The organism is Escherichia sp. MR, assembly GCF_005280595.1.
Lineage (GTDB): Bacteria > Pseudomonadota > Gammaproteobacteria > Enterobacterales > Enterobacteriaceae > Escherichia > Escherichia ruysiae.
The window spans coordinates 1-20,892 of the sequence record NZ_SZVK01000035.1; the positions used below are offsets into that span (position 1 = coordinate 1).

Sequence of the window (20,892 nt, forward strand, 5' to 3'; positions counted from 1 at the left end):
CCGGGTGTGTAAGCGCAGCGATGCGTTGAGCTAACCGGTACTAATGAACCGTGAGGCTTAACCTTACAACGCCGAAGGTGTTTTGGCGGATGAGAGAAGATTTTCAGCCTGATACAGATTAAATCGACATGTCGGAACAGGACGTGTTGATAAACAGAATTTGCCTGGCGGCCGTAGCGCGGTGGTCCCACCTGACCCCATGCCGAACTCAGAAGTGAAACGCCGTAGCGCCGATGGTAGTGTGGGGTCTCCCCATGCGAGAGTAGGGAACTGCCAGGCATCAGATAAAGCAGAAGGCCATCCGTAAGGATGGCCTTTTTGCGTTGGTGCAAAAAAAATGCCGGATGCGACGCTGGCGCGTCTTGTCCGGTCTACGCAGGCACGGTAGGGGGAAACCGCGCATTATTCCTCCACATACGCCAGCAAATACGGCTTCCCCAATTTGCCTACTTCCATACGTCCCCTTTACCAGAAATCTATCGTTAAGATCCTCAATAACCATTTTCCTGCTAACTAAATTCATGGTTAAGGTTGTATAATGATGTACAACAAATGTATAACATTTTATTTACCAAAAAAAATAAACAACAGCAACCGACAAAGCATCGGATTAGGGCAGGAGAAATAGTGGCATGGCAGAAAGCACTGTAACGGCAGACGGCAAACTGACAAGTAGTGATACTCGTCGCCGCATTTGGGCAATTGTGGGGGCCTCTTCAGGTAATCTGGTCGAGTGGTTCGATTTCTATGTCTACTCGTTCTGTTCACTCTACTTCGCCCACATCTTCTTCCCTTCTGGGAACACGACTACTCAACTACTGCAAACAGCCGGTGTTTTTGCTGCGGGATTCCTGATGCGCCCAATAGGCGGTTGGCTATTTGGACGCATAGCCGATAAACATGGTCGTAAAAAATCGATGCTGTTATCGGTGTGTATGATGTGTTTCGGCTCACTGGTAATCGCCTGTTTGCCTGGTTATGAAACAATCGGTACGTGGGCTCCGGCATTATTGCTTCTCGCGCGTTTATTTCAGGGATTATCCGTTGGCGGAGAATATGGCACCAGCGCCACCTATATGAGTGAAGTCGCAGTAGAAGGTCGTAAAGGTTTTTATGCTTCATTTCAGTATGTCACGTTGATCGGCGGACAACTGCTAGCCCTACTGGTTGTCGTGGTTTTACAACACACCATGGAAGACGCTGCACTCAGAGAGTGGGGATGGCGTATTCCTTTTGCGTTAGGAGCTGTGTTAGCTGTTGTAGCGTTGTGGTTACGCCGTCAATTGGATGAAACTTCACAACAAGAAACACGCGCTTTAAAAGAAGCTGGATCTCTGAAAGGATTATGGCGCAATCGCCGAGCATTCATCATGGTTCTCGGTTTTACCGCTGCGGGCTCCCTTTGTTTCTATACCTTCACCACTTACATGCAGAAGTATCTGGTGAATACTGCGGGAATGCACGCAAACGTAGCAAGCGGCATTATGACAGCAGCACTGTTTGTATTTATGCTCATCCAGCCGCTCATTGGGGCACTGTCGGATAAGATTGGCCGCCGAACTTCAATGTTATGTTTCGGTTCTCTGGCAGCCATTTTTACCGTTCCGATTCTTTCAGCATTGCAGAACGTTTCCTCTCCTTATGCCGCTTTTGGTCTGGTGATGTGCGCCCTGCTGATAGTGAGTTTTTATACTTCAATCAGTGGAATACTGAAGGCTGAGATGTTCCCGGCACAGGTTCGCGCATTAGGCGTTGGTCTGTCATATGCAGTCGCCAATGCTATATTTGGTGGCTCCGCAGAGTATGTAGCGTTATCGTTGAAATCGGTAGGAATGGAAACAGCCTTCTTCTGGTATGTCACCTTTATGTCAGTTATTGCATTTCTGGTTTCACTAACATTGCATCGCAAAGGGAAGGGAATGCGTCTTTAGTGGTGCGCCAGTTGCCAGATGGTATAGCCGGTAGTTGCACCGGCGACATCCCAGGCAAAATCTTTCCAGCTCCAGCCGCTCCCTTTAGGGCGGCTATCCCAAAGTTCTTTTGACGCGCCCAGCCCTACAGAGAACATCAGCCCGAACGTGGCGCTACGGTCAGAGCTCATTCCCTGATGCTGTGCGTATTCATTTCCGGCGGCAGAAAGCATCGCCGAGGCGATAAAGTGTTGAGCTTTATCCTGCCCGCTCCAGCTATCGTTAGCCATGTGGCTGCATCCAGAAAGTAACAATAGCGAACAGACAAAAAGAATACGCAAAACGTGGCCTCCAAAAAACAAACCCCGTACAGGACGGGGTTGTGATTACAGGATGCGGCTAATTAATCGGTCGATGCGGATACGGCGCAAACGGCGGATAAGTTTGCGAACCTTCACCGGATAATCGGCAATACTTTGCAGATCGCGGTAGTGCTTAACGATGGTAGTATGCTCGCGGATCAGCTCCAGTTCTTTCTCACGCTGTGGTGCAAGCTCCAGTTGCGGATCGTGGATCAAAATGGCGTTTTCCAGATCCAGACGCCAGGCGCGTGGGTTCAGGTTATTACCGGTTACCAGCATCCACTTATCATCAACCCACATCCCTTTCAGGTGATAGGTGTTGTCGTCATCTTTCCATAACCGAACCACTAACTGGTCAGTATTGACGTAATACTGCAAACGGCTCAGGAAGCGACGCAGATTGATCTCATAAAGATAAGGCAGTGCGCCAATTATCTTGAAAGGTTCATCTTCCGGAATGTAGAAGTCATTCGCGGTTTTATCACCAACAATAATTTCGACCTTTTTCCCTTCGCGCAGCAACTGGATGATATTGCGCACAAGGATTGCTGGCAGGTTGAAGTAGGGGGTGCAGATGGTTAGTTTCTGCTCGGCACAAGGCATAAGATGGAAAATGGTCTTGTTCAACAGACTCGATTTCCCCAGACCTACCAACGGCGTTACGGAAAGCCGATCGTTGTCGGCATCGCCCTGGAAATGATAAGCGGCATCACGCAGCTCCTGGCGGAACAGGCGAATGTCGTTCTTGATTTCCGGACTTTTTGGGCGATTAACATCATCCAGACGATTAACGCCGCGACCATTCATAATATTCTGTGTAACCCATTCAAACATAATGTCTGACATCTTACGGTTACGGATCAGATGATAACGGTCGTAGCGATATTTATCGTGCTGATGCAGGTAAACATCGTTCAGGCTGGCACCGCTATAAAGTACGCTATCGTCGATGATAAAGCCTTTAAAGTGCAGAACACCAAGGGCTTCACGGGTATTGATTGGAACGCCATAAACCGGAACATCTACGCCCGGATTTTCCTGCGCCATGCGGCAGTACCAGTCAGCGTTAGTGTTAGATGCCGCAGCGCCAATGCGTCCACGCTGTGCACGATGCCAGTCGACCAGCACCCGCACATCCAGTTCCGGACGCTGCCTTTTAGCCTCATACAACGCGTTCAGAATGCCTTTGCCACCGTCATCCTGTTCGAGATACAGGGCAACAATGCAAATGCGCTGCTTCGCGCTGGCTATTTTTTCCAGCAGCGTCTCCCGGAAGTCGGCGGGAGCGTAAAAGAAATCGACATCATCAACTGATTGAGAAATCTTGGGTAGTTGGGCAAGGTGTTGTTGATGTTTATTACGCTTAAATTTTGACAACATCACAGTGCATTTCTTCTCTGTTCATTGAAGGGTCCTCTGTGCAATGCAGACGACATAAGCGAGCAATAATAACACCAGTCCCGATTAAGTGGTCAACATTTCCAGTACCTTACTCATGATTCCTCGCGCTGGGCAAGATTTAGCGTAAGCCCAACGATCCCCTCTTCGAGCTGGATATCAACGTTAAACCCGAGCTTGCGAGCCAGCGCCACCATGCCACGATTGTTTGGCATCGTAATACCATTCAGGCGTTGCAGTCCGTGATCTCGCGTATAGGTAATCAACTTTTCCATTAAGCGGCGGCCTAAGCCTAATCCTTTGAGATCCGATCGAACCAGTACGGCAAATTCGGCATCGATGTTATCTGGGTCGGAGATCGCTCGTGTGACACCGAGGATCTCTTCTGTTTGATCAATACGTCGTACCGCCACAAAAGCCATTTCTCGATCGTAGTCGATCTGCGTCATGTTGGCTAAATCTTCATGGGTAAATTCGTTGATCTCGCTAAAGTAGCGGTAATAAAGATCTTCTTTGGTGACTCGCGAAATGAATTGCTGAAGCTGCGGCTCATCTTCCGGCAAAATCGGGCGGAACAAGCAGCGTTCGCCGTTTTTCAATTCTACCCACTCTTCCAGCTGATGCGGATAAGGGCGCACAGCCAGCCGACTCTCGTTATCGCCTTCAAAAGGCGCAATATCCAGCGTGACATCCAGCGCGGTAAATTCACTGCCGGAAGCCAGCAAAGGATGAATATCCAGACGCTGAATTTCCGGGCAATCGACAATCAGGTTGGAAACCTGCACCAGTAACTGGCTTAAGCCCGCGACGTCGAGTGGACGCAGTGCACTGCGAGCACGAATCTTTTTACTTTTGATCCCCTGAATAACCAGATAGCGGGCCAGGTTCATATTCAGCGGCGGCAGTGCGACGACGGCTTGATCTTCAGGACGCCACTCCACACCGCCTTCACCCAGCATGATCAACGGCCCGAAAACCGGATCGTGCTCGACGACTACGCGCAACTCCTGAGCACCTGCACGGTTAGCCATACTTTGCACTAAAAGGCCGTGAATACGCGCCTGCGGCCAGGCCATTTTTACCCGATCGAAAATAGCGTTCGCGGCTTGCTGGACTTCACTAGCCGTACGCAAATAGAGCATCACGCCCTGAACTTCTGATTTATGCGGAATATCCGGCGAGCGCAACTTCAGCGCCACCGGATAACCAATCTGTTCGGCAATATGTACAGCTTCGGTGCTGTCAGTGGCAATCCAGGTGGGAAGCGTGTTCATGCCATACGCTTGCAGGATGGGCTGAACTTCATGGGTATCGAGTGATGTCGCTCCTTCAGCAATGGCTTGCTGTAGCAGAATATGCGCTTCTGCGGTATTAGAGGTCAGATTGCTGGGCAGCGCCGGCGTTTCGCGTAGTTGCTTCTGATTACGTCGGTACTCCACCATATGCATAAAAGCGGTAATAGTACCTTCCGGCGTTCGATAGGTCGGCAGCCCGGCTTCGCTGAATAAACGTCGTGCCTCTTGCGAGGAGTGTTCTCCACACCAGTTCGTCAGCAGAGATAAATACTTGCTGCGAGGGTGATGTTTTACCGCTTCAATTAATGCTTGCGCACTTTCTGTTGCGGGCGCTGCGGCGCTGGGCGAATGAATAACCATCAGCGCATCAAAATCCTGGCTGTGAAACAGAATATCCAGCGTTTTGACATAATGCTCGCTGCTGGCGTCATCGCGCAGATCGAGCGGGTTAGAGATAGCAACATGTTCTGGCAGCGCATCGCGCAGTTTCTGGCAAATCTCTTCACTTAGCGTTGCCAGCTTGCCATTGCGCGACCATAAGGCATCCAGCGCCAGCGCGGCAGGCGCGGCACCGTTGCTGATTATCATCAGCCGGTCGCCACGTAGCGGGCGCATATGGCTAAGGGTTTCTACCGCCGAAAACAGTTCGTGAGTGTCCTGCACTCGTAATAAACCTGCACGCTGAATAGCTGCATCCCACGCCGGGTCCATTCCTGCCGTGGTGTTCAACAGACGTTGCGCCGCTGGGCTACGTCCGCTTTTAATCACCAGAATCGGTTTATTGCGAGAGGCGCTACGGGCAGCCGAAACAAAGCGTCGCGCGTCGCTTAACTGTTCGAGATAGAGCAGGATGGCGCTGGTTTTACTGTCCCGCGCCAGATAGTCGAGCAATTCATCAACGTCGATATCCAGGCTGTCGCCGAGCGCAATAAAGTAGGAAAAGCCCATCTCACGCTGTTGCGCCCAGTCGAGGATGGTGTTGGAGACGGCAGCCGATTGCGAAATAAACGCCAGCTTGCCGCGTTTAATCGGCACAGGCGAAAAGCTGGCATTCAGACCTTGCCAGGGAGCCAGTAAGCCCAGACTGTTTGGTCCTAGCAGGCGCATGTTATGGCGCAGGGCGCAGGCGCGGAGATCTTCGTGTTGAGATGCCGGTGCAGAAAGAATAATGCAGGTTTTACAGCCTTTCTCGCCGAGCTCTTCCAGAAGAGCAAGATTGCGGCTGGCATTGGTACACAAAACCGCAAGGTCGGGTGTAAAGGGCAAGCTGGCAATATCCGGCCAGGCCAACACACCCAACACCGCTTTCCAGGCTGGCGTCACCGGGAGTACCGGTCCGTTAAAGCCTCCCGCCAGCAGGTTACGCATCATCAGGTAACCTGCGCGATTGGGTTTCATCGATGCGCCAATTACCGCAATCGATTTTGGTCGCAGTAGTGCTTCCAGTCCTCGCTGACTCATACCGGTCTCCCGCAGAAGTGACCGAATGATTTTAAACGCTTTCTAACAGTTCTGCTGTGATGCTACCCAGATGTTGCGTTTTTCCTGCCAGATAGCGCGTTTTAAAACGAGTGAAATGCTCGCCTAAGCCCGTTGCTGCTTCGGTATCGCCTGCCATATCTAAAAGTGCGATGGCTACTTCGGCAGTACAATATTGGCCTTCGGCCTGGGCTTCACGCAGGCGATAGGCAGAAAGCCGGGAAAGATCGACGGAAATAACCGGGAAATTATCCAGATACGGACTTTTACGAAACATCTTGCGTGCTTCCGGCCAGGTGCCATCGAGCATAATAAACAGCGGCGGCTTACCGGAAGGCGGCGAGAAGATGACTTCCCGTTGCTCGCCGGCATACGAGGCAGGAAAAACCACCATTGGCTGATAATCCGGGTTTTGTACCAGATCCAGCAAATCTTGCGAGGGTTCGGTACGCGACCATTGAAACGCGACAGTATCCGGCAAGATATCAGCAATTAAACGTCCGGTATTGCTGGGCTTCATTGGCTCGGTATCGAACATCAGCAAACAAAAACGGCTTTTTGCTTCAGTTGGGGTGATTGTCGAACAGAGGCAAAGTTTCTCTGGCAAAAGACAGCGTTGGCAACGACGAACGCGATTACCACGGGCAAGAAAAGGACGCGTTGCGCGTGCAATACGTTCGGCGCGTAACTGGAGAACAGCGTTTTCGGTCATGAGAGAGAACGTCGAAAAACCGCCATTGTCGCAGAGGAGAAAACGGGGCACAAGATGCGCCCCGGCAAGATTAAAGAGATTCGTTCAACCAGCTATCGAACGGCGCTTTCGGCACAGCGCCGTTAAGCATGTCAACAACCTGACCATTTTTGAAAATCATGATCGTCGGAATGCTACGAATACCAAAGCGGCTGCTTAATTCACGTTCGGCTTCGGTATTCACTTTTACAAAACGCACTTTACCGCTACGCTCTTGCGCAACATCTTCAAAAATCGGCGCGAAGTTACGGCAAGGGCCGCACCACGGCGCCCAGAAGTCGATCACTACAGGCAGATCGTCTTTCAGCAATTTGTCGAGCGTTTCACCGGTCGCATTAATCACCTCTCCGTCAAACAGGTCGTGACCGCAGCGTCCGCATTTTGCCGCATCTTCGATCCGATCGTCGGGAATGCGATTGATGGCCTGACAATGGGTACAAACGGTATTCATAACTAACCTCGGGATGAGTAAGGAGACTTATCGGCAATGACGCCGGTATGTTTCTAATATGTTACATATTATCAAAGGCAATGTTCCAGACAACAATCTGTTTTATTCAATAGGTATGATAGTCGCAGGCTTTGGTACGAAATCATGGCGAACCGCGCGCACTTCGGGTAATCTGCGCGCTTCGCGCAGCGCTGGTGGAGAAAAGCATGAACGATGAAATGAAAGGTAAAAGCGGCAAGGTCAAAGTGATGTATGTCCGCAGTGATGATGATTCTGATAAACGTACCCACAACCCGCGCACCGGGAAAGGGGGCGGGCGTCCAGGAAAATCTCGTGCTGACGGTGGCCGTCGCCCCGCCCGCGATGACAAACAGAGTCAGCCCCGTGACCGCAAGTGGGAAGAGTCGCCGTGGCGCACCGTTTCCCGCGCGCCGGGTGATGAGGCACCAGAAAAGGCCGATCACGGTGGCATCAGTGGTAAAAGTTTTATTGATCCCGAAGTTTTGCGTCGTCAGCGTGCGGAAGAAACCCGCGTCTACGGCGAAAATGCATGTCAGGCACTGTTCCAGAGTCGTCCGGAAGCGATTGTTCGCGCCTGGTTTATCCAGAGCGTAACGCCACGTTTTAAAGAAGCATTGCGCTGGATGGCGGCAAACCGCAAAGCGTACCATGTAGTGGATGAAGCGGAACTGACAAAAGCGTCAGGCACGGAACATCACGGCGGCGTTTGCTTCCTGATCAAAAAGCGTAACGGCACAACCGTACAGCAGTGGGTAAGCCAGGCTGGCGCGCAGGATTGCGTACTGGCGCTGGAAAACGAATCTAACCCGCATAACCTGGGTGGCATGATGCGTAGCTGTGCGCACTTCGGCGTGAAAGGAGTTGTGGTGCAGGATGCGGCGTTGCTGGAATCGGGTGCGGCAATCCGTACCGCAGAAGGCGGCGCAGAGCACGTTCAGCCGATTACCGGCGACAACATTGTTAACGTGCTGGATGATTTCCGTCAGGCGGGTTACACCGTAGTGACCACTTCCAGCGAGCAGGGTAAACCGCTGTTCAACACCAGTCTGCCAGCGAAAATGGTGCTGGTGCTGGGTCAGGAATACGAAGGGTTACCGGATGCCGCACGCGATCCGAACGATCTGCGCGTGAAGATTGACGGTACTGGCAACGTTGCTGGTCTGAATATCTCTGTCGCAACGGGTGTTCTGCTTGGCGAATGGTGGCGTCAGAATAAAGCCTGATAAATCAGCCGGATGGCAATTCTGCCATCCGGTATTTTTCCGTCAATTACTCACTCTCTGCCGGTAATACTGGCATCCAGTCAATCGGCGTCTCGCCACGTTGTACCAGCCACTGATTTGCCAGCACAAAATGGTTGCAGCCAAAGAATCCACGATGCGCCGAAAGCGGTGACGGATGTGGCGCTTTCAGCACGTGATGGCGTTGCTTATCTATAATCGCCCCTTTCTTTTGCGCATGTGATCCCCACAACAAAAACACCACGCCTTCACGATGCTGATTAATCAGGCTGATGACTTTATCAGTAAACGTTTCCCAGCCGAGGCTGGCGTGGGAATGTGCCTGGCCTGCGCGCACCGTCAATACGGTGTTGAGCAGGAGAACCCCTTGACGTGCCCAGCTTTCAAGATAGCCATGTGTCGGGCGAGTAAAGCCTGGAAGGGTATTTTCCAGCTCTTTGTACATATTCAGTAGAGAAGGCGGTATAGCAATGCCTGGGCGAACGGAAAATGCCAGACCGTGCGCTTGTCCGGGGCCGTGGTAAGGATCCTGACCGAGGATCACCACTTTGACATCGCCCAGTTCAGTAAAGCGAAAGGCGTTAAAGACATCTTTTTGTGGTGGGTAGATGGTTATCCCGGACTGCCGCTCGCTGGCAACGGTCTGGAGGGTGTTAAGAAAATAGGGTTGCTGCTTTTCTTCAGCCAGCACGTCATGCCAGGTTAATTGGTTAGTCATCTCGCTCTCCTGCGGATCTTCAATCCGCCTAGCTTAACTGCTTCTTTCTACAGAACAAAATCAAGCTCATTTTTTAGCCATAAACGAGTGCAAAAAAGTGTAAATTGGTAAAATTTCACGCTCGCATAAGTTGATGTAAAACAATAAAATCCATTTACGACCACATTTGATGTGTGGTTTTTATTGATTTAAATCAAAGAATCAAGGGTGTTTGAGGAGTATATATACACTCAAGCAACAATGGTTTTACCAATTGGCCGCGACAGGCTAATCAAATCAAATAATTTGCCGGGGAGGCATCACATGATTACAGGTATCCAGATTACTAAAGCCGCTAATGACGATCTGCTGAACTCTTTCTGGCTGCTGGACAGCGAAAAAGGCGAAGCGCGTTGCATCGTTGCGAAAGCAGGTTTTGCAGAAGACGAAGTGGTTGCAGTAAGCAAACTGGGTGACATTGAATACCGTGAAGTTCCAGTAGAAGTTAAACCAGAAGTTCGCGTTGAAGGTGGTCAGCACCTGAACGTAAACGTTCTGCGTCGTGAAACTCTGGAAGATGCAGTTAAGCATCCGGAAAAATATCCGCAGCTGACCATCCGTGTATCCGGTTATGCAGTTCGCTTCAACTCTCTGACTCCGGAACAGCAGCGCGACGTTATCGCTCGTACCTTTACTGAAAGCCTGTAAGGCTTAAGTAGCAAGTTATTAAGCGGAAGAGGGTGACCTCTTCCGCTTTTCTTTTGTCTTTCAATAGAAAATGCGTACCGCACAATAGACCAGCAACAGCGCCAGCACGATATTCAACTGGCGGCCATAGCGGTTAAACAATCGCTGAAACAGATGTCCCGCCAGCGCCCAACACACATTGCCAAACGTCCCAATCATCGCCAGCAAAACGCTGACGCCAACTACCCAGCTTAACGCCTGTGTTTGCGGCAGAACAAACGTCGACAGTGCCGTAATGCCGTACAAAATAATTTTGACGTTCACAAACTGCAAAGCAAAGCTGGCCCAAAAACTGATCGGTTTTGCCTGAAGTCCGTCTTCTTTTGTTGGACTGGTAGCGATTTTCCACGCCAGCCAGACAATATATGCTGCCCCCGCCCAACTCAACAAATGCACTGCTGCCGGATCGATAACAGCCAGTGAAAACGAAATTCCCGCACACAGCAACATGACGATTAAAAATCCCAGACTCATCCCTGCCAGCACGCGGGAACTCTGACGAACCCCATGCGACGTGGCTGAACTCAAAGCGAGAATATTGTTCGGTCCTGGCGTGAGGGCCGTAATCAGAGTGTAGGTCCAAAAAGCACTTAAAAGGGTCGGTGTCACTTGTTATCTCCTCTGTTTTGGTAGACAGTACCCGACATGAAACATTTAAAAAAATGAATGTTTTTTCATTCTAAATTCGACAATCTCGATAGGTTTGGGTTTATGGATCTGCGCCGTTTTATTACGCTTAAAACCGTGCTGGAAGAGGGTTCCTTTTTGCGAGCTTCGCAAAAATTGTGCTGCACACAATCGACGGTTACTTTTCATATTCAGCAGCTTGAACAGGAGTTCTCGGTTCAGTTGTTTGAGAAAATTGGCCGACGGATGTGCCTCACTCGCGAAGGAAAAAAGCTGCTGCCGCACATTTATGAACTCACCAGAGTGATGGATACGCTACGCGAGGCTGCCAAAAAAGAGTCGGATCCGGACGGAGAGCTGCGCGTTGTTTCAGGTGAAACGCTACTCTCTTACCGAATGCCGCAGGTGTTGCAGCGTTTTCGGCAACGCGCACCCAAAGTACGTTTATCGTTGCAGTCGCTGAATTGCTACGTGATCCGTGATGCATTGCTGAATGATGAGGCCGATATCGGTGTCTTTTATCGCGTAGGGAATGATGATGCTCTGAACCGACGAGAGTTGGGTGAACAATCACTGGTGTTGGTGGCTTCACCGCAAATTACAGATGTCGATTTTACTGAGCCGGGAAGACATAACGCCTGTAGCTTTATTATTAACGAACCGCAATGTGTCTTCCGCCAGATATTTGAAAGCACGCTGCGTCAGCGGCGGATTACGGTGGAACACACCATTGAGCTTATAAGCATTGAAAGTATCAAGCGATGTGTCGCGGCAAACATCGGAGTCAGCTACTTACCGCGATTTGCGGTAGCAAAAGAGCTGGAGTGCGGAGAATTAATTGAATTACCCTTCGGCGAACCGTCGCAGACCATTACGGCAATGTGCGCTCACCATGCCGGAAAAGCGGTTAGCCCGGCGATGCATACTTTTATTCAGTGTGTTGAAGAGTGTTTTTTGCCGGGATAAAAAAATGCCGGGCTTAAACCCGGCATTATGATTACTCTTCTGTCGTTTGCGGCGGCACGCCCGTTCCGCTTGGTTTGCGGCGCTTACCAATATTTTTGGTATCGCGATGGCGTTTTTTCACCCGTGGCTTCTCTTTCTCTTTAGCCTTTTTCTTCTCGGCGCGTTTTGCCAACACTTTTTTCGATGGCTTGCCGGTCTGTTTCTCGCTTGGCGCACGCGTTTTCGGGCGTAACTCATCAATTACGCGAGCTTTAATTGGCTCTTCAATATAACGGCCAACTTTGCCCAGCAGCAGATGGTCATGAGCTTCAACCAGTGAAATTGCGGTGCCTTTACGGCCAGCGCGAGCGGTACGCCCGATACGGTGCAAATAAGTATCGCCACTGCGCGGCATATCGAAGTTAAAGACGTGGCTGACATCCGGAATGTCGATACCACGTGCGGCAACATCAGTTGCAACCAGTACGTTAACGCGGCCTTCGGTCAGGCGTTTGATCGCTTCGTTGCGTTTGCCTTGCACCATCTCACCTTCGAGATAGCAGTTGTTGATGCCCGCTTCGCGCAGCCAGTTTGCCAGTTCATGCACACGCTCACGCTTACGCACAAAGACAATTGAGCGAGTCGCTTCCGGCTGTTTTAACAGATGCACCAGCAACGCAGTTTTATGCTCAAGATCATCGGCGCGGTAATACCACTGATGAATCTTTTTGCGCTCACGGGTGGACGGATTCGCAGAAACTTCCACCGGATCTTCGAGCAGACGCTCAGCAAAATCCTGAATAGCATCGCCTTCCAGCGTTGCCGAGAAGAGCAGGGTTTGTTTACGCCAGCGAGTTTCGCCAGCAATATGTTCGATATCCTGGGCGAAGCCCATATCCAGCATACGGTCTGCTTCGTCGAGGATCAGCGTTTCAACCGCGCGGCAATCGAAGTTCTCTTCTTTTATATACTGCAGCAGACGACCAGTTGTGGCGACCACGATGTCCTGGTTTTCGCTGAACACTTCTGCGTGGTTCATATAAGCCACGCCACCGGTGATGGTGGCAATATCCAGATGCGTATGTTTCGCCAGTTCGCGGGCATGATCGGCCACCTGCATCGCCAGTTCGCGAGTTGGGGTGAGGATCAAAATACGCGGCGGACCGGATTTCTTACGCGGGAAATCGAGCAGGTGCTGCAACGCTGGCAGCAGATACGCCGCCGTTTTACCGGTGCCTGTCGGCGCAGAACCGAGTACATCACGGCCATCGAGCGCAGGCGGAATGGCGGCAGCCTGAATGGCGGTCGGGCGAGTGAAACCTTTATCCTGGAGTGCTTCCAGCAGGCTTTCGTCGAGTTCAAGTTCGGAAAAAGTCGTTACAGTCATGTTCTACCTCTGTGTGGGGCGCTGATTATAGACGTTACGGCTGCAATCTTCATCTGTTTGTATGGATATCGCTTCTCAGGTATTGTTCTTACCCGGCGCTATCGCCGTTTTTCCAGCAAGGTTTTATTTTCATGTCACAGTCTACATCCGTGCTTCGTCGTAATGGATTTACTTTTAAACAGTTTTTTGTCGCACACGATCGCTGTGCAATGAAAGTGGGAACGGATGGAATTTTGCTGGGCGCATGGGCTCCTGTGGCTGGGGTAAAACGCTGCCTTGATATCGGCAGCGGTAGCGGCTTATTGGCTTTGATGCTGGCGCAGCGCACCGATGATGGCGTGATAATCGATGCGGTTGAAATTGAAAATGAAGCGGCTGCCCAGGCGCAGGAAAATATCGCGCAGTCCCCGTGGGCAGAGCGGATTAACGTCCATACGGTGGATATTCAGCAGTGGATTACCCAGCAGTCTGCGCGTTTTGATTTAATTATCAGCAACCCGCCGTATTATCAGCAGGGAGTAGAGTGCGCAACACCACAGCGGGAGCAGGCGCGCTATACCACTACACTTGATCACCAGACGTTGCTCACTTGCGCGGCAGAATGCATTACCGAAGAGGGATTTTTCTGCGTGGTGCTGCCAGAACAGGTCGGTAATGGTTTTACTGAACTGGCGTTAAATATGGGCTGGCATTTACGTTTACGGACGGATGTGGCGGAAAACGAAGCGCGACTGCCGCATCGGGTGCTGCTGGCATTCTCCCCACAGGCGGGGGAGTGTTTTAGCGATCGCTTAGTGATTCGTGGGCCAGACCAGAACTATTCCGAAGCGTATACGGCGCTGACCCAGGCTTTTTATCTGTTTATGTAATGATTGCCGGGGGTGAGAATCGACGGACCGGAATGCGCGAGTAGCTCCGGGTAATCCAGCGTGTAATGCAAGCCCCGACTCTCTTTGCGCATTATCGCGCAGCGAACAATCAACTCGGCAACCTGCACCAGATTACGCAGCTCCAGCAAATTATTCGACACACGGAAGTGAGCATAATATTCATCTATCTCCTGCTGCAACATATTGATCCGCCGCAGGGCGCGCTCCAGGCGCTTTGTTGTGCGTACAATGCCCACGTAATCCCACATAAACAGGCGTAACTCATGCCAGTTATGTTGAATCACCACCAGTTCATCAGGATTCTCAACGCGGCTTTCATCCCACTGCGGTAACGTACTGACGCCGCGCACATAGGGCATACGCTTTGCAATATCTTCCGCTGCCGACCAGCCGTAGACCAGACACTCCAGCAATGAGTTAGAGGCCATTCGGTTAGCGCCATGTAATCCTGTATAGCTGACTTCTCCAATGGCATACAGGCCATCAACGTCGGTACGCCCATAATCATCTACCATCACGCCACCGCAGGTGTAGTGCGCAGCGGGCACTATTGGGACAGGCTCTTTCGTGAGATCAATACCCAGTCCCAATAACTTTTCATAAATCATCGGGAAATGCTGACGAATAAAATCCGCAGGTTTATGGCTGATATCGAGGAACATACAATCCGCGCCGAGGCGCTTCATTTCGTGATCAATAGCACGAGCAACAATATCGCGCGGTGCCAGTTCGCCGCGATCATCAAAATCGGGCATAAATCGTGTACCGTCCGGGCGTTTCAAATAAGCGCCTTCGCCACGTAAAGCTTCCGTTAACAGGAAATTTCGAGCCTGTGGATGATACAGTGCGGTAGGGTGGAACTGATTAAATTCAAGATTAGCAACCCGGCAACCCGCGCGCCAGGCCATGGCAATACCATCGCCGGAGGATATATCAGGATTGGTGGTATACTGATAAACTTTCGATGCGCCTCCGGTTGCCAGCACTACCGCTTTTGCGTGGCAGGTTTCTACCGCTTCTTTATTGCGATTCCATACCCACGCGCCAACAACCCGCCGCGTACCCGGCAGACCAATTTTGTCAGAAATAATCAGATCGACTGCGTTGCTGCGTTCCAGCACGCGAATATTTGGATGGTTCTGCGCCTTGCTCACCAGCGTGGTTTCTACTTCTTTACCAGTGGCGTCGGCGGCATGAAGAATACGACGGTGACTGTGTCCACCTTCACGGGTCAGATGGTAGCTCTCTTCGCCATTTGGCCGAACGTGGGTATCAAACAACACCCCCTGGTCGATCAACCATTGCACGCAGGAACGCGCATTGCTGGCAACAAATTCAACTGCATGGCGATCGCAAATTCCGGCACCAGCAATTAAGGTATCTTCCACATGGGAATCGATGCTGTCAGTTTCATCAAACACGGCAGCAATTCCGCCCTGGGCGTAAAACGTCGAGCCTTCTGTAACTTGACCTTTACTTAGAACGATGACTTGATGCTTATCCGCCAGACGTAGCGCCAGTGAAAGCCCGGCGGCACCGCTACCAATAATCAACACATCACAAGAATGTTCAGGGAAAATATTCATTTTGATTGTTTAATTTACTAAACACCGTTCGGCCAGCATAGCATCATGTTGTACAATTAAACATCTGTTATTTTGATGTTTGTTACAAGGGCTAAACATGTTGATTCAGGAAGACGGGAAAAAGAGAAGTTGCTCGTCGGCGGAGGATTAGGTGGTGAAATAAAAAGGCCGTTGGGTTACTCTTCAGGCAGTTAAATGGGCATTTCTACACAGATAATGCGTTATTCAGATTCTGTAGACTTATAATGATAGATAATGATCCGTCTACAGCATGACAAACAAAAACAGATGCGTTACGGAACTTTACAAAAACGAGACACTCTAACCCTTTGCTTGCTCAAATTGCAGCTAATGGAGTGGCGTTTCGATAGCGCGTGGAAATTTGGTTTGGGGAGATTTTACCTCGGATGAGCGAGCAGTTAACGGACCAGGTCCTGGTTGAGCGGGTCCAGAAGGGAGATCAGAAAGCCTTTAACTTACTGGTAGTGCGCTATCAGCATAAGGTGGCGAGTCTGGTTTCCCGCTATGTGCCGTCGGGTGATGTTCCCGATGTGGTACAAGAAGCTTTTATTAAAGCCTATCGTGCGCTGGATTCGTTCCGGGGAGATAGTGCTTTTTATACATGGCTGTATCGGATTGCTGTTAATACGGCAAAAAATTACCTGGTTGCTCAGGGGCGTCGTCCACCTTCCAGTGATGTGGATGCCATTGAAGCTGAAAACTTCGAAAGTGGCGGCGCGCTGAAAGAAATTTCGAACCCTGAGAACTTAATGTTGTCAGAAGAACTGAGACAGATAGTTTTCCGAACTATTGAGTCCCTCCCGGAAGATTTACGCATGGCAATAACCTTGCGGGAGCTGGATGGCCTGAGCTATGAAGAGATAGCCGCTATCATGGATTGTCCGGTGGGTACGGTGCGTTCACGTATCTTCCGTGCGAGGGAAGCTATTGATAATAAAGTTCAACCGCTTATCAGGCGTTGACGATAGCGGGATACTGGATAAGGGTATTAGGCATGCAGAAAGAACAACTTTCCGCTTTAATGGATGGCGAAACGCTGGATAGTGAGCTGCTTAACGAACTGGCTCACAACCCGGAAATGCAGAAAACCTGGGAAAACTATCACTTAATCCGTGACTCTATGCGGGGTGATACTCCCGAGGTACTTCATTTCGATATCTCTTCCCGCGTGATGGCTGCCATTGAAGAAGAGCCAGTACGTCAACCGACGACATTGATCCCAGAGGCTCAGCCTGCACCGCATCAATGGCAGAAAATGCCATTCTGGCAGAAAGTCCGTCCGTGGGCGGCACAGCTTACCCAAATGGGCGTAGCGGCGTGTGTATCGCTTGCAGTTATCGTTGGCGTCCAGCACTATAATGGACAATCTGAAACGTCCCAGCAGCCCGAAACTCCGGTATTTAATACTCTGCCGATGATGGGTAAAGCCAGTCCGGTAAGTCTGGGAGTGCCTTCTGAAGCGACTACGAACAATGGTCAACAGCAGCAGGTACAGGAGCAGCGTCGTCGCATTAATGCCATGTTGCAGGATTACGAACTGCAACGTCGACTCCACTCCGAACAGCTTCAGTTTGAGCAGGCCCAGACACAGCAAGCCGCTGTACAGGTGCCAGGAATTCAAACTTTAGGAACGCAATCGCAGTAATGAAGCAACTTTGGTTTGCCATGTCATTAGTGACAGGTAGCCTGTTATTCTCTGCTAACGCCTCGGCCACCCCTGCGTCCGGGGCGTTATTACAGCAGATGAACCTGGCTAGCCAGTCACTGAATTACGAGCTGTCATTCATCAGCATCAATAAACAAGGTGTTGAGTCTCTGCGTTATCGACATGCACGCCTCGATAACCGTCCTCTTGCACAGTTGTTGCAAATGGATGGCCCGCGCCGGGAAGTGGTACAGCGCGGCAATGAAATCAGCTATTTTGAACCGGGTCTTGAACCGTTCACACTTAATGGCGATTACATTGTTGATTCTTTGCCATCGCTCATCTATACCGATTTCAAGCGTCTTTCTCCTTACTACGACTTTATCTCCGTGGGGCGTACGCGTATTGCCGACCGCTTATGTGAGGTAATCCGCGTAGTAGCTCGTGATGGCACACGCTACAGCTACATCGTATGGATGGACACCGAATCGAAATTACCGATGCGGGTAGATCTCCTTGATCGCGATGGTGAAACGCTGGAACAATTCCGTGTGATTGCTTTCAACGTCAATCAGGATATCAGCAGCAGTATGCAGACGCTGGCGAAAGCGAACTTGCCACCGCTGCTTTCTGTACCTGTGGGTGAAAAAGCCAAATTTAACTGGACTCCAACCTGGTTGCCGCAGGGCTTTAGTGAAGTCTCCAGCAGTCGGCGTCCGTTACCGACGATGGACAACATGCCTATCGAATCACGTCTCTATTCCGACGGATTATTCAGCTTCTCGGTAAACGTTAACCGCGCTACGCCATCGAGCACCGACCAGATGTTGCGCACCGGACGCAGAACCGTCAGTACCAGCGTACGTGATAACGCCGAAATCACCATTGTTGGTGAACTGCCACCGCAAACGGCGAAGCGCATTGCCGAGAATATTAAGTTTGGGGCAGGGCAATGATTAAAGAGTGGGCCACTGTTGTCTCCTGGAAAAACGGGCAGGCGCTGGTCAGTTGTGATGTCAAAGCCTCATGTAGCAGCTGTGCTTCCCGTGCTGGTTGCGGTAGCCGCGTGTTAAATAAACTTGGCCCGCAAACCACGCATACCATCGTCGTACCCTGTGATGAACCGTTAGTGCCGGGGCAAAAAGTGGAATTAGGAATCGCCGAAGGCAGCCTGCTCAGCTCCGCATTACTGGTTTATATGTCGCCGTTGGTGGGATTATTCTTCATCGCTTCGTTATTTCAGCTACTCTTTGCTTCAGATATTGCAGCATTATGTGGTGCGATTCTCGGCGGCGTTGGCGGATTCCTCATTGCGCGTGGATTCTCACGTAAGTTTGCTGCCCGGGCAGAGTGGCAACCTGTCATTTTAAGTGTGGCATTGCCGCCTGGCCTTGTGCGATTTGAAACATCTTCGGAAGACGCGAGCCAGTGATTTCACTGGCTTTGTTGTATTTTGCATAACAAATGCGAGGACGTTTCCAGATACCACAATCCATACGGTATGAACATTTCCTCGCCTCAATGTTGTAGTGTAGAATGCGGCGTTTCTATTAATACAGACGTTAAGCTCAGAACAGCGACTTCTAAAAGCCTGGTTAACCGGGCATTAAGGCACAATAATCATACTTTATGAAGAATATACGTAACTTTTCGATCATAGCTCACATTGACCACGGTAAATCGACGCTGTCTGACCGTATTATCCAGATCTGCGGTGGCCTGTCTGACCGTGAAATGGAGGCACAGGTTCTCGATTCCATGGATCTTGAGCGTGAGCGTGGCATAACTATCAAAGCGCAGAGCGTGACGCTGGACTATAAAGCGTCCGATGGCGAAACCTATCAACTTAACTTTATCGACACCCCGGGTCATGTGGACTTCTCTTATGAAGTATCGCGTTCGCTGGCCGCTTGTGAAGGTGCATTGCTGGTGGTTGACGCCGGGCAGGGCGTAGAAGCGCAAACCCTGGCAAACTGCTACACCGCAATGGAAATGGATCTTGAAGTGGTGCCGGTACTGAATAAGATTGACTTACCGGCAGCCGATCCGGAACGCGTGGCGGAAGAAATTGAAGATATCGTTGGTATCGACGCCACCGACGCAGTGCGTTGCTCGGCGAAAACCGGCGTTGGTGTGCAGGACGTTCTTGAACGTCTGGTGCGCGACATCCCACCGCCGGAAGGCGATCCGGAAGGCCCGTTGCAGGCTCTGATTATCGACTCCTGGTTCGACAACTACCTGGGCGTTGTCTCACTTATCCGTATTAAAAACGGCACCCTGCGTAAGGGCGACAAAGTGAAAGTCATGAGTACCGGGCAGACTTATAACGCCGACCGTCTGGGTATTTTCACGCCGAAGCAAGTTGACCGTACAGAACTGAAATGTGGCGAAGTAGGCTGGTTGGTATGTGCGATTAAAGATATCCACGGCGCACCAGTCGGTGACACCTTAACGCTGGCGCGTAATCCGGCAGAAAAGGCGCTGCCAGGATTTAAAAAAGTCAAACCGCAGGTTTACGCCGGTCTGTTTCCGGTAAGTTCTGACGACTATGAAGCCTTCCGCGATGCGCTGGGCAAACTTAGCCTGAACGATGCCTCATTGTTCTATGAGCCAGAAAGCTCCACGGCGCTGGGCTTTGGTTTCCGCTGCGGCTTCCTCGGCCTGCTGCACATGGAGATCATTCAGGAACGGCTGGAACGCGAGTACGACCTTGACCTGATTACTACCGCTCCGACAGTAGTGTATGAAGTAGAAACTACGGCGAAAGAAGTTATCTACGTCGACAGCCCATCCAAGCTGCCAGCGGTGAATAACATCTATGAATTGCGCGAACCGATAGCAGAGTGTCACATGCTGCTGCCGCAGGCGTATCTTGGTAACGTCATTACGCTATGCGTAGAAAAACGCGGCGTACAGACCAACATGGTTTATCACGGTAACCAGGTGGCACTGACGTATGAGATCCCGATGGCGGAAGTGGTACTCGACTTCTTCGATCGCCTGAAATCTACCTCGCGTGGTTATGCGTCTTTGGATTACAACTTCAAACGCTTCCAGGCGTCCGACATGGTGCGTGTTGACGTTTTAATCAACGGTGAACGTGTTGATGCGCTGGCGTTGATCACCCACCGTGATAATTCGCAAAACCGTGGTCGCGAGCTGGTGGAGAAGATGAAAGATCTGATCCCCCGCCAGCAGTTTGATATCGCCATTCAGGCTGCGATTGGAACGCACATCATTGCGCGTTCCACCGTGAAACAGCTGCGTAAAAACGTACTGGCTAAATGTTATGGCGGCGATATCAGCCGTAAGAAAAAGCTGCTGCAGAAGCAGAAAGAAGGTAAGAAACGCATGAAGCAGATCGGTAACGTCGAACTGCCGCAGGAAGCGTTCCTCGCCATTCTGCACGTCGGCAAAGACAACAAATAACCATTAGGAG

At 50.9% G+C, this 20,892-nt stretch carries 20 protein-coding genes and 1 rRNA gene; 12 read left to right on the forward strand and 9 right to left on the reverse strand.

Annotated elements, in window-relative coordinates:
• Positions 1-163 precede the first annotated feature (163 nt).
• Together rrf and kgtP are read left to right on the forward strand one after the other, a co-directional pair.
• A 5S ribosomal RNA gene (gene rrf, locus FC814_RS14980) occupies positions 164-279 on the forward strand.
• A gap of 353 nt (positions 280-632) precedes the next feature.
• The gene (kgtP, locus tag FC814_RS14985) at positions 633-1,931 is read left to right on the forward strand and encodes an alpha-ketoglutarate permease (protein ID WP_000841090.1); all 1,299 of its coding nucleotides are present in this window, start codon (positions 633-635) and stop codon (positions 1,929-1,931) included.
• On the opposite strand, the gene FC814_RS14990 is transcribed toward kgtP, so the two are convergent.
• The 5 genes from FC814_RS14990 to trxC form a co-directional block, all read right to left on the reverse strand.
• Positions 1,928-2,251 carry a YfiM family lipoprotein gene (locus FC814_RS14990; RefSeq protein ID WP_137326129.1) on the reverse strand — a complete coding sequence of 108 codons (324 nt, stop codon included), beginning with the start codon at positions 2,249-2,251 and terminating at the stop codon, positions 1,928-1,930. The two genes, kgtP and FC814_RS14990, sit on opposite strands and share 4 nt — an antisense overlap.
• A 45-nt stretch (positions 2,252-2,296) precedes the next feature.
• Positions 2,297-3,652: a CDP-diacylglycerol--serine O-phosphatidyltransferase gene (pssA, locus tag FC814_RS14995; RefSeq protein WP_137326142.1), complete on the reverse strand. Its 1,356-nt coding sequence runs from the start codon at positions 3,650-3,652 to the stop codon at positions 2,297-2,299.
• A gap of 113 nt (positions 3,653-3,765) precedes the next feature.
• Positions 3,766-6,426, reverse strand: a complete 2,661-nt coding sequence (gene pat, locus FC814_RS15000; RefSeq protein WP_105279427.1) for a protein lysine acetyltransferase — start codon at positions 6,424-6,426, stop codon at positions 3,766-3,768.
• Positions 6,427-6,457: 31 nt separating this feature from the next.
• On the reverse strand, positions 6,458-7,156 hold the full coding sequence (tapT, locus tag FC814_RS15005; RefSeq protein WP_000138186.1) for a tRNA-uridine aminocarboxypropyltransferase: 699 nt from the start codon (positions 7,154-7,156) through the stop codon (positions 6,458-6,460).
• A gap of 70 nt (positions 7,157-7,226) precedes the next feature.
• On the reverse strand, positions 7,227-7,646 hold the full coding sequence (gene trxC / locus FC814_RS15010) for a thioredoxin TrxC (protein ID WP_001098726.1): 420 nt from the start codon (positions 7,644-7,646) through the stop codon (positions 7,227-7,229).
• Between the two features lie 206 nt (positions 7,647-7,852).
• Here trxC and FC814_RS15015 point away from each other — a divergent pair, with 206 nt between their 5' ends.
• Entirely contained in the window at positions 7,853-8,890 is a 1,038-nt protein-coding gene (locus FC814_RS15015; RefSeq protein ID WP_137326130.1) for a tRNA/rRNA methyltransferase, read from the forward strand.
• Between the two features lie 46 nt (positions 8,891-8,936).
• Here FC814_RS15015 and ung read toward each other — a convergent pair whose 3' ends face one another.
• Positions 8,937-9,626 (reverse strand): uracil-DNA glycosylase, encoded by a 690-nt coding sequence (ung, locus tag FC814_RS15020; RefSeq protein ID WP_032225983.1) that lies wholly within the window; start codon positions 9,624-9,626, stop codon positions 8,937-8,939.
• A 303-nt stretch (positions 9,627-9,929) separates the two neighbouring features.
• Here ung and grcA point away from each other — a divergent pair, with 303 nt between their 5' ends.
• Positions 9,930-10,313 (forward strand): autonomous glycyl radical cofactor GrcA, encoded by a 384-nt coding sequence (gene grcA, locus FC814_RS15025; protein ID WP_000627804.1) that lies wholly within the window; start codon positions 9,930-9,932, stop codon positions 10,311-10,313.
• Between the two features lie 60 nt (positions 10,314-10,373).
• Here grcA and eamB read toward each other — a convergent pair whose 3' ends face one another.
• Positions 10,374-10,961 (reverse strand): cysteine/O-acetylserine transporter, encoded by a 588-nt coding sequence (gene eamB, locus FC814_RS15030; RefSeq protein WP_000189197.1) that lies wholly within the window; start codon positions 10,959-10,961, stop codon positions 10,374-10,376.
• A 102-nt stretch (positions 10,962-11,063) separates the two neighbouring features.
• Here eamB and FC814_RS15035 point away from each other — a divergent pair, with 102 nt between their 5' ends.
• Positions 11,064-11,945, forward strand: coding sequence for a LysR family transcriptional regulator (locus FC814_RS15035; protein WP_137326131.1), 882 nt, complete (start codon positions 11,064-11,066; stop codon positions 11,943-11,945).
• A gap of 31 nt (positions 11,946-11,976) precedes the next feature.
• Here FC814_RS15035 and srmB read toward each other — a convergent pair whose 3' ends face one another.
• Positions 11,977-13,311 (reverse strand): ATP-dependent RNA helicase SrmB, encoded by a 1,335-nt coding sequence (gene srmB / locus FC814_RS15040; RefSeq protein WP_000219193.1) that lies wholly within the window; start codon positions 13,309-13,311, stop codon positions 11,977-11,979.
• 131 nt (positions 13,312-13,442) lie between these two features.
• Between srmB and trmN the strand changes: the two genes are divergently transcribed.
• The gene (trmN, locus tag FC814_RS15045) at positions 13,443-14,180 is read left to right on the forward strand and encodes a tRNA(1)(Val) (adenine(37)-N(6))-methyltransferase TrmN (protein ID WP_024212358.1); all 738 of its coding nucleotides are present in this window, start codon (positions 13,443-13,445) and stop codon (positions 14,178-14,180) included.
• Here the strand turns inward: trmN and nadB are convergent.
• A complete protein-coding gene (gene nadB / locus FC814_RS15050; protein WP_001020197.1) occupies positions 14,165-15,787 on the reverse strand; it encodes an L-aspartate oxidase in 1,623 nt (540 codons plus the stop codon). The two genes, trmN and nadB, sit on opposite strands and share 16 nt — an antisense overlap.
• 255 nt (positions 15,788-16,042) lie before the next feature.
• On the opposite strand from nadB, the gene rseD reads away from it, so the two are divergent.
• The 6 genes from rseD to lepA all read left to right on the forward strand — a co-directional run bounded on the left by rseD (position 16,043) and on the right by lepA (position 20,882).
• Positions 16,043-16,198 carry a rpoE leader peptide RseD gene (gene rseD / locus FC814_RS15055; RefSeq protein ID WP_032147913.1) on the forward strand — a complete coding sequence of 52 codons (156 nt, stop codon included), beginning with the start codon at positions 16,043-16,045 and terminating at the stop codon, positions 16,196-16,198.
• A complete protein-coding gene (rpoE, locus tag FC814_RS15060) occupies positions 16,195-16,770 on the forward strand; it encodes an RNA polymerase sigma factor RpoE (RefSeq protein WP_001295364.1) in 576 nt (191 codons plus the stop codon). The genes rseD and rpoE overlap by 4 nt, the downstream gene beginning before the upstream one ends.
• 32 nt (positions 16,771-16,802) lie before the next feature.
• Positions 16,803-17,453: an anti-sigma-E factor RseA gene (gene rseA / locus FC814_RS15065; protein ID WP_085461026.1), complete on the forward strand. Its 651-nt coding sequence runs from the start codon at positions 16,803-16,805 to the stop codon at positions 17,451-17,453.
• Entirely contained in the window at positions 17,453-18,409 is a 957-nt protein-coding gene (rseB, locus tag FC814_RS15070; RefSeq protein ID WP_000812045.1) for a sigma-E factor regulatory protein RseB, read from the forward strand. The genes rseA and rseB overlap by 1 nt, the downstream gene beginning before the upstream one ends.
• Positions 18,406-18,885, forward strand: coding sequence for a SoxR-reducing system protein RseC (gene rseC / locus FC814_RS15075; RefSeq protein ID WP_000589060.1), 480 nt, complete (start codon positions 18,406-18,408; stop codon positions 18,883-18,885). The genes rseB and rseC overlap by 4 nt, the downstream gene beginning before the upstream one ends.
• A gap of 197 nt (positions 18,886-19,082) precedes the next feature.
• Positions 19,083-20,882 (forward strand): translation elongation factor 4, encoded by a 1,800-nt coding sequence (gene lepA / locus FC814_RS15080; RefSeq protein ID WP_000790173.1) that lies wholly within the window; start codon positions 19,083-19,085, stop codon positions 20,880-20,882.
• Positions 20,883-20,892 lie beyond the last annotated feature (10 nt).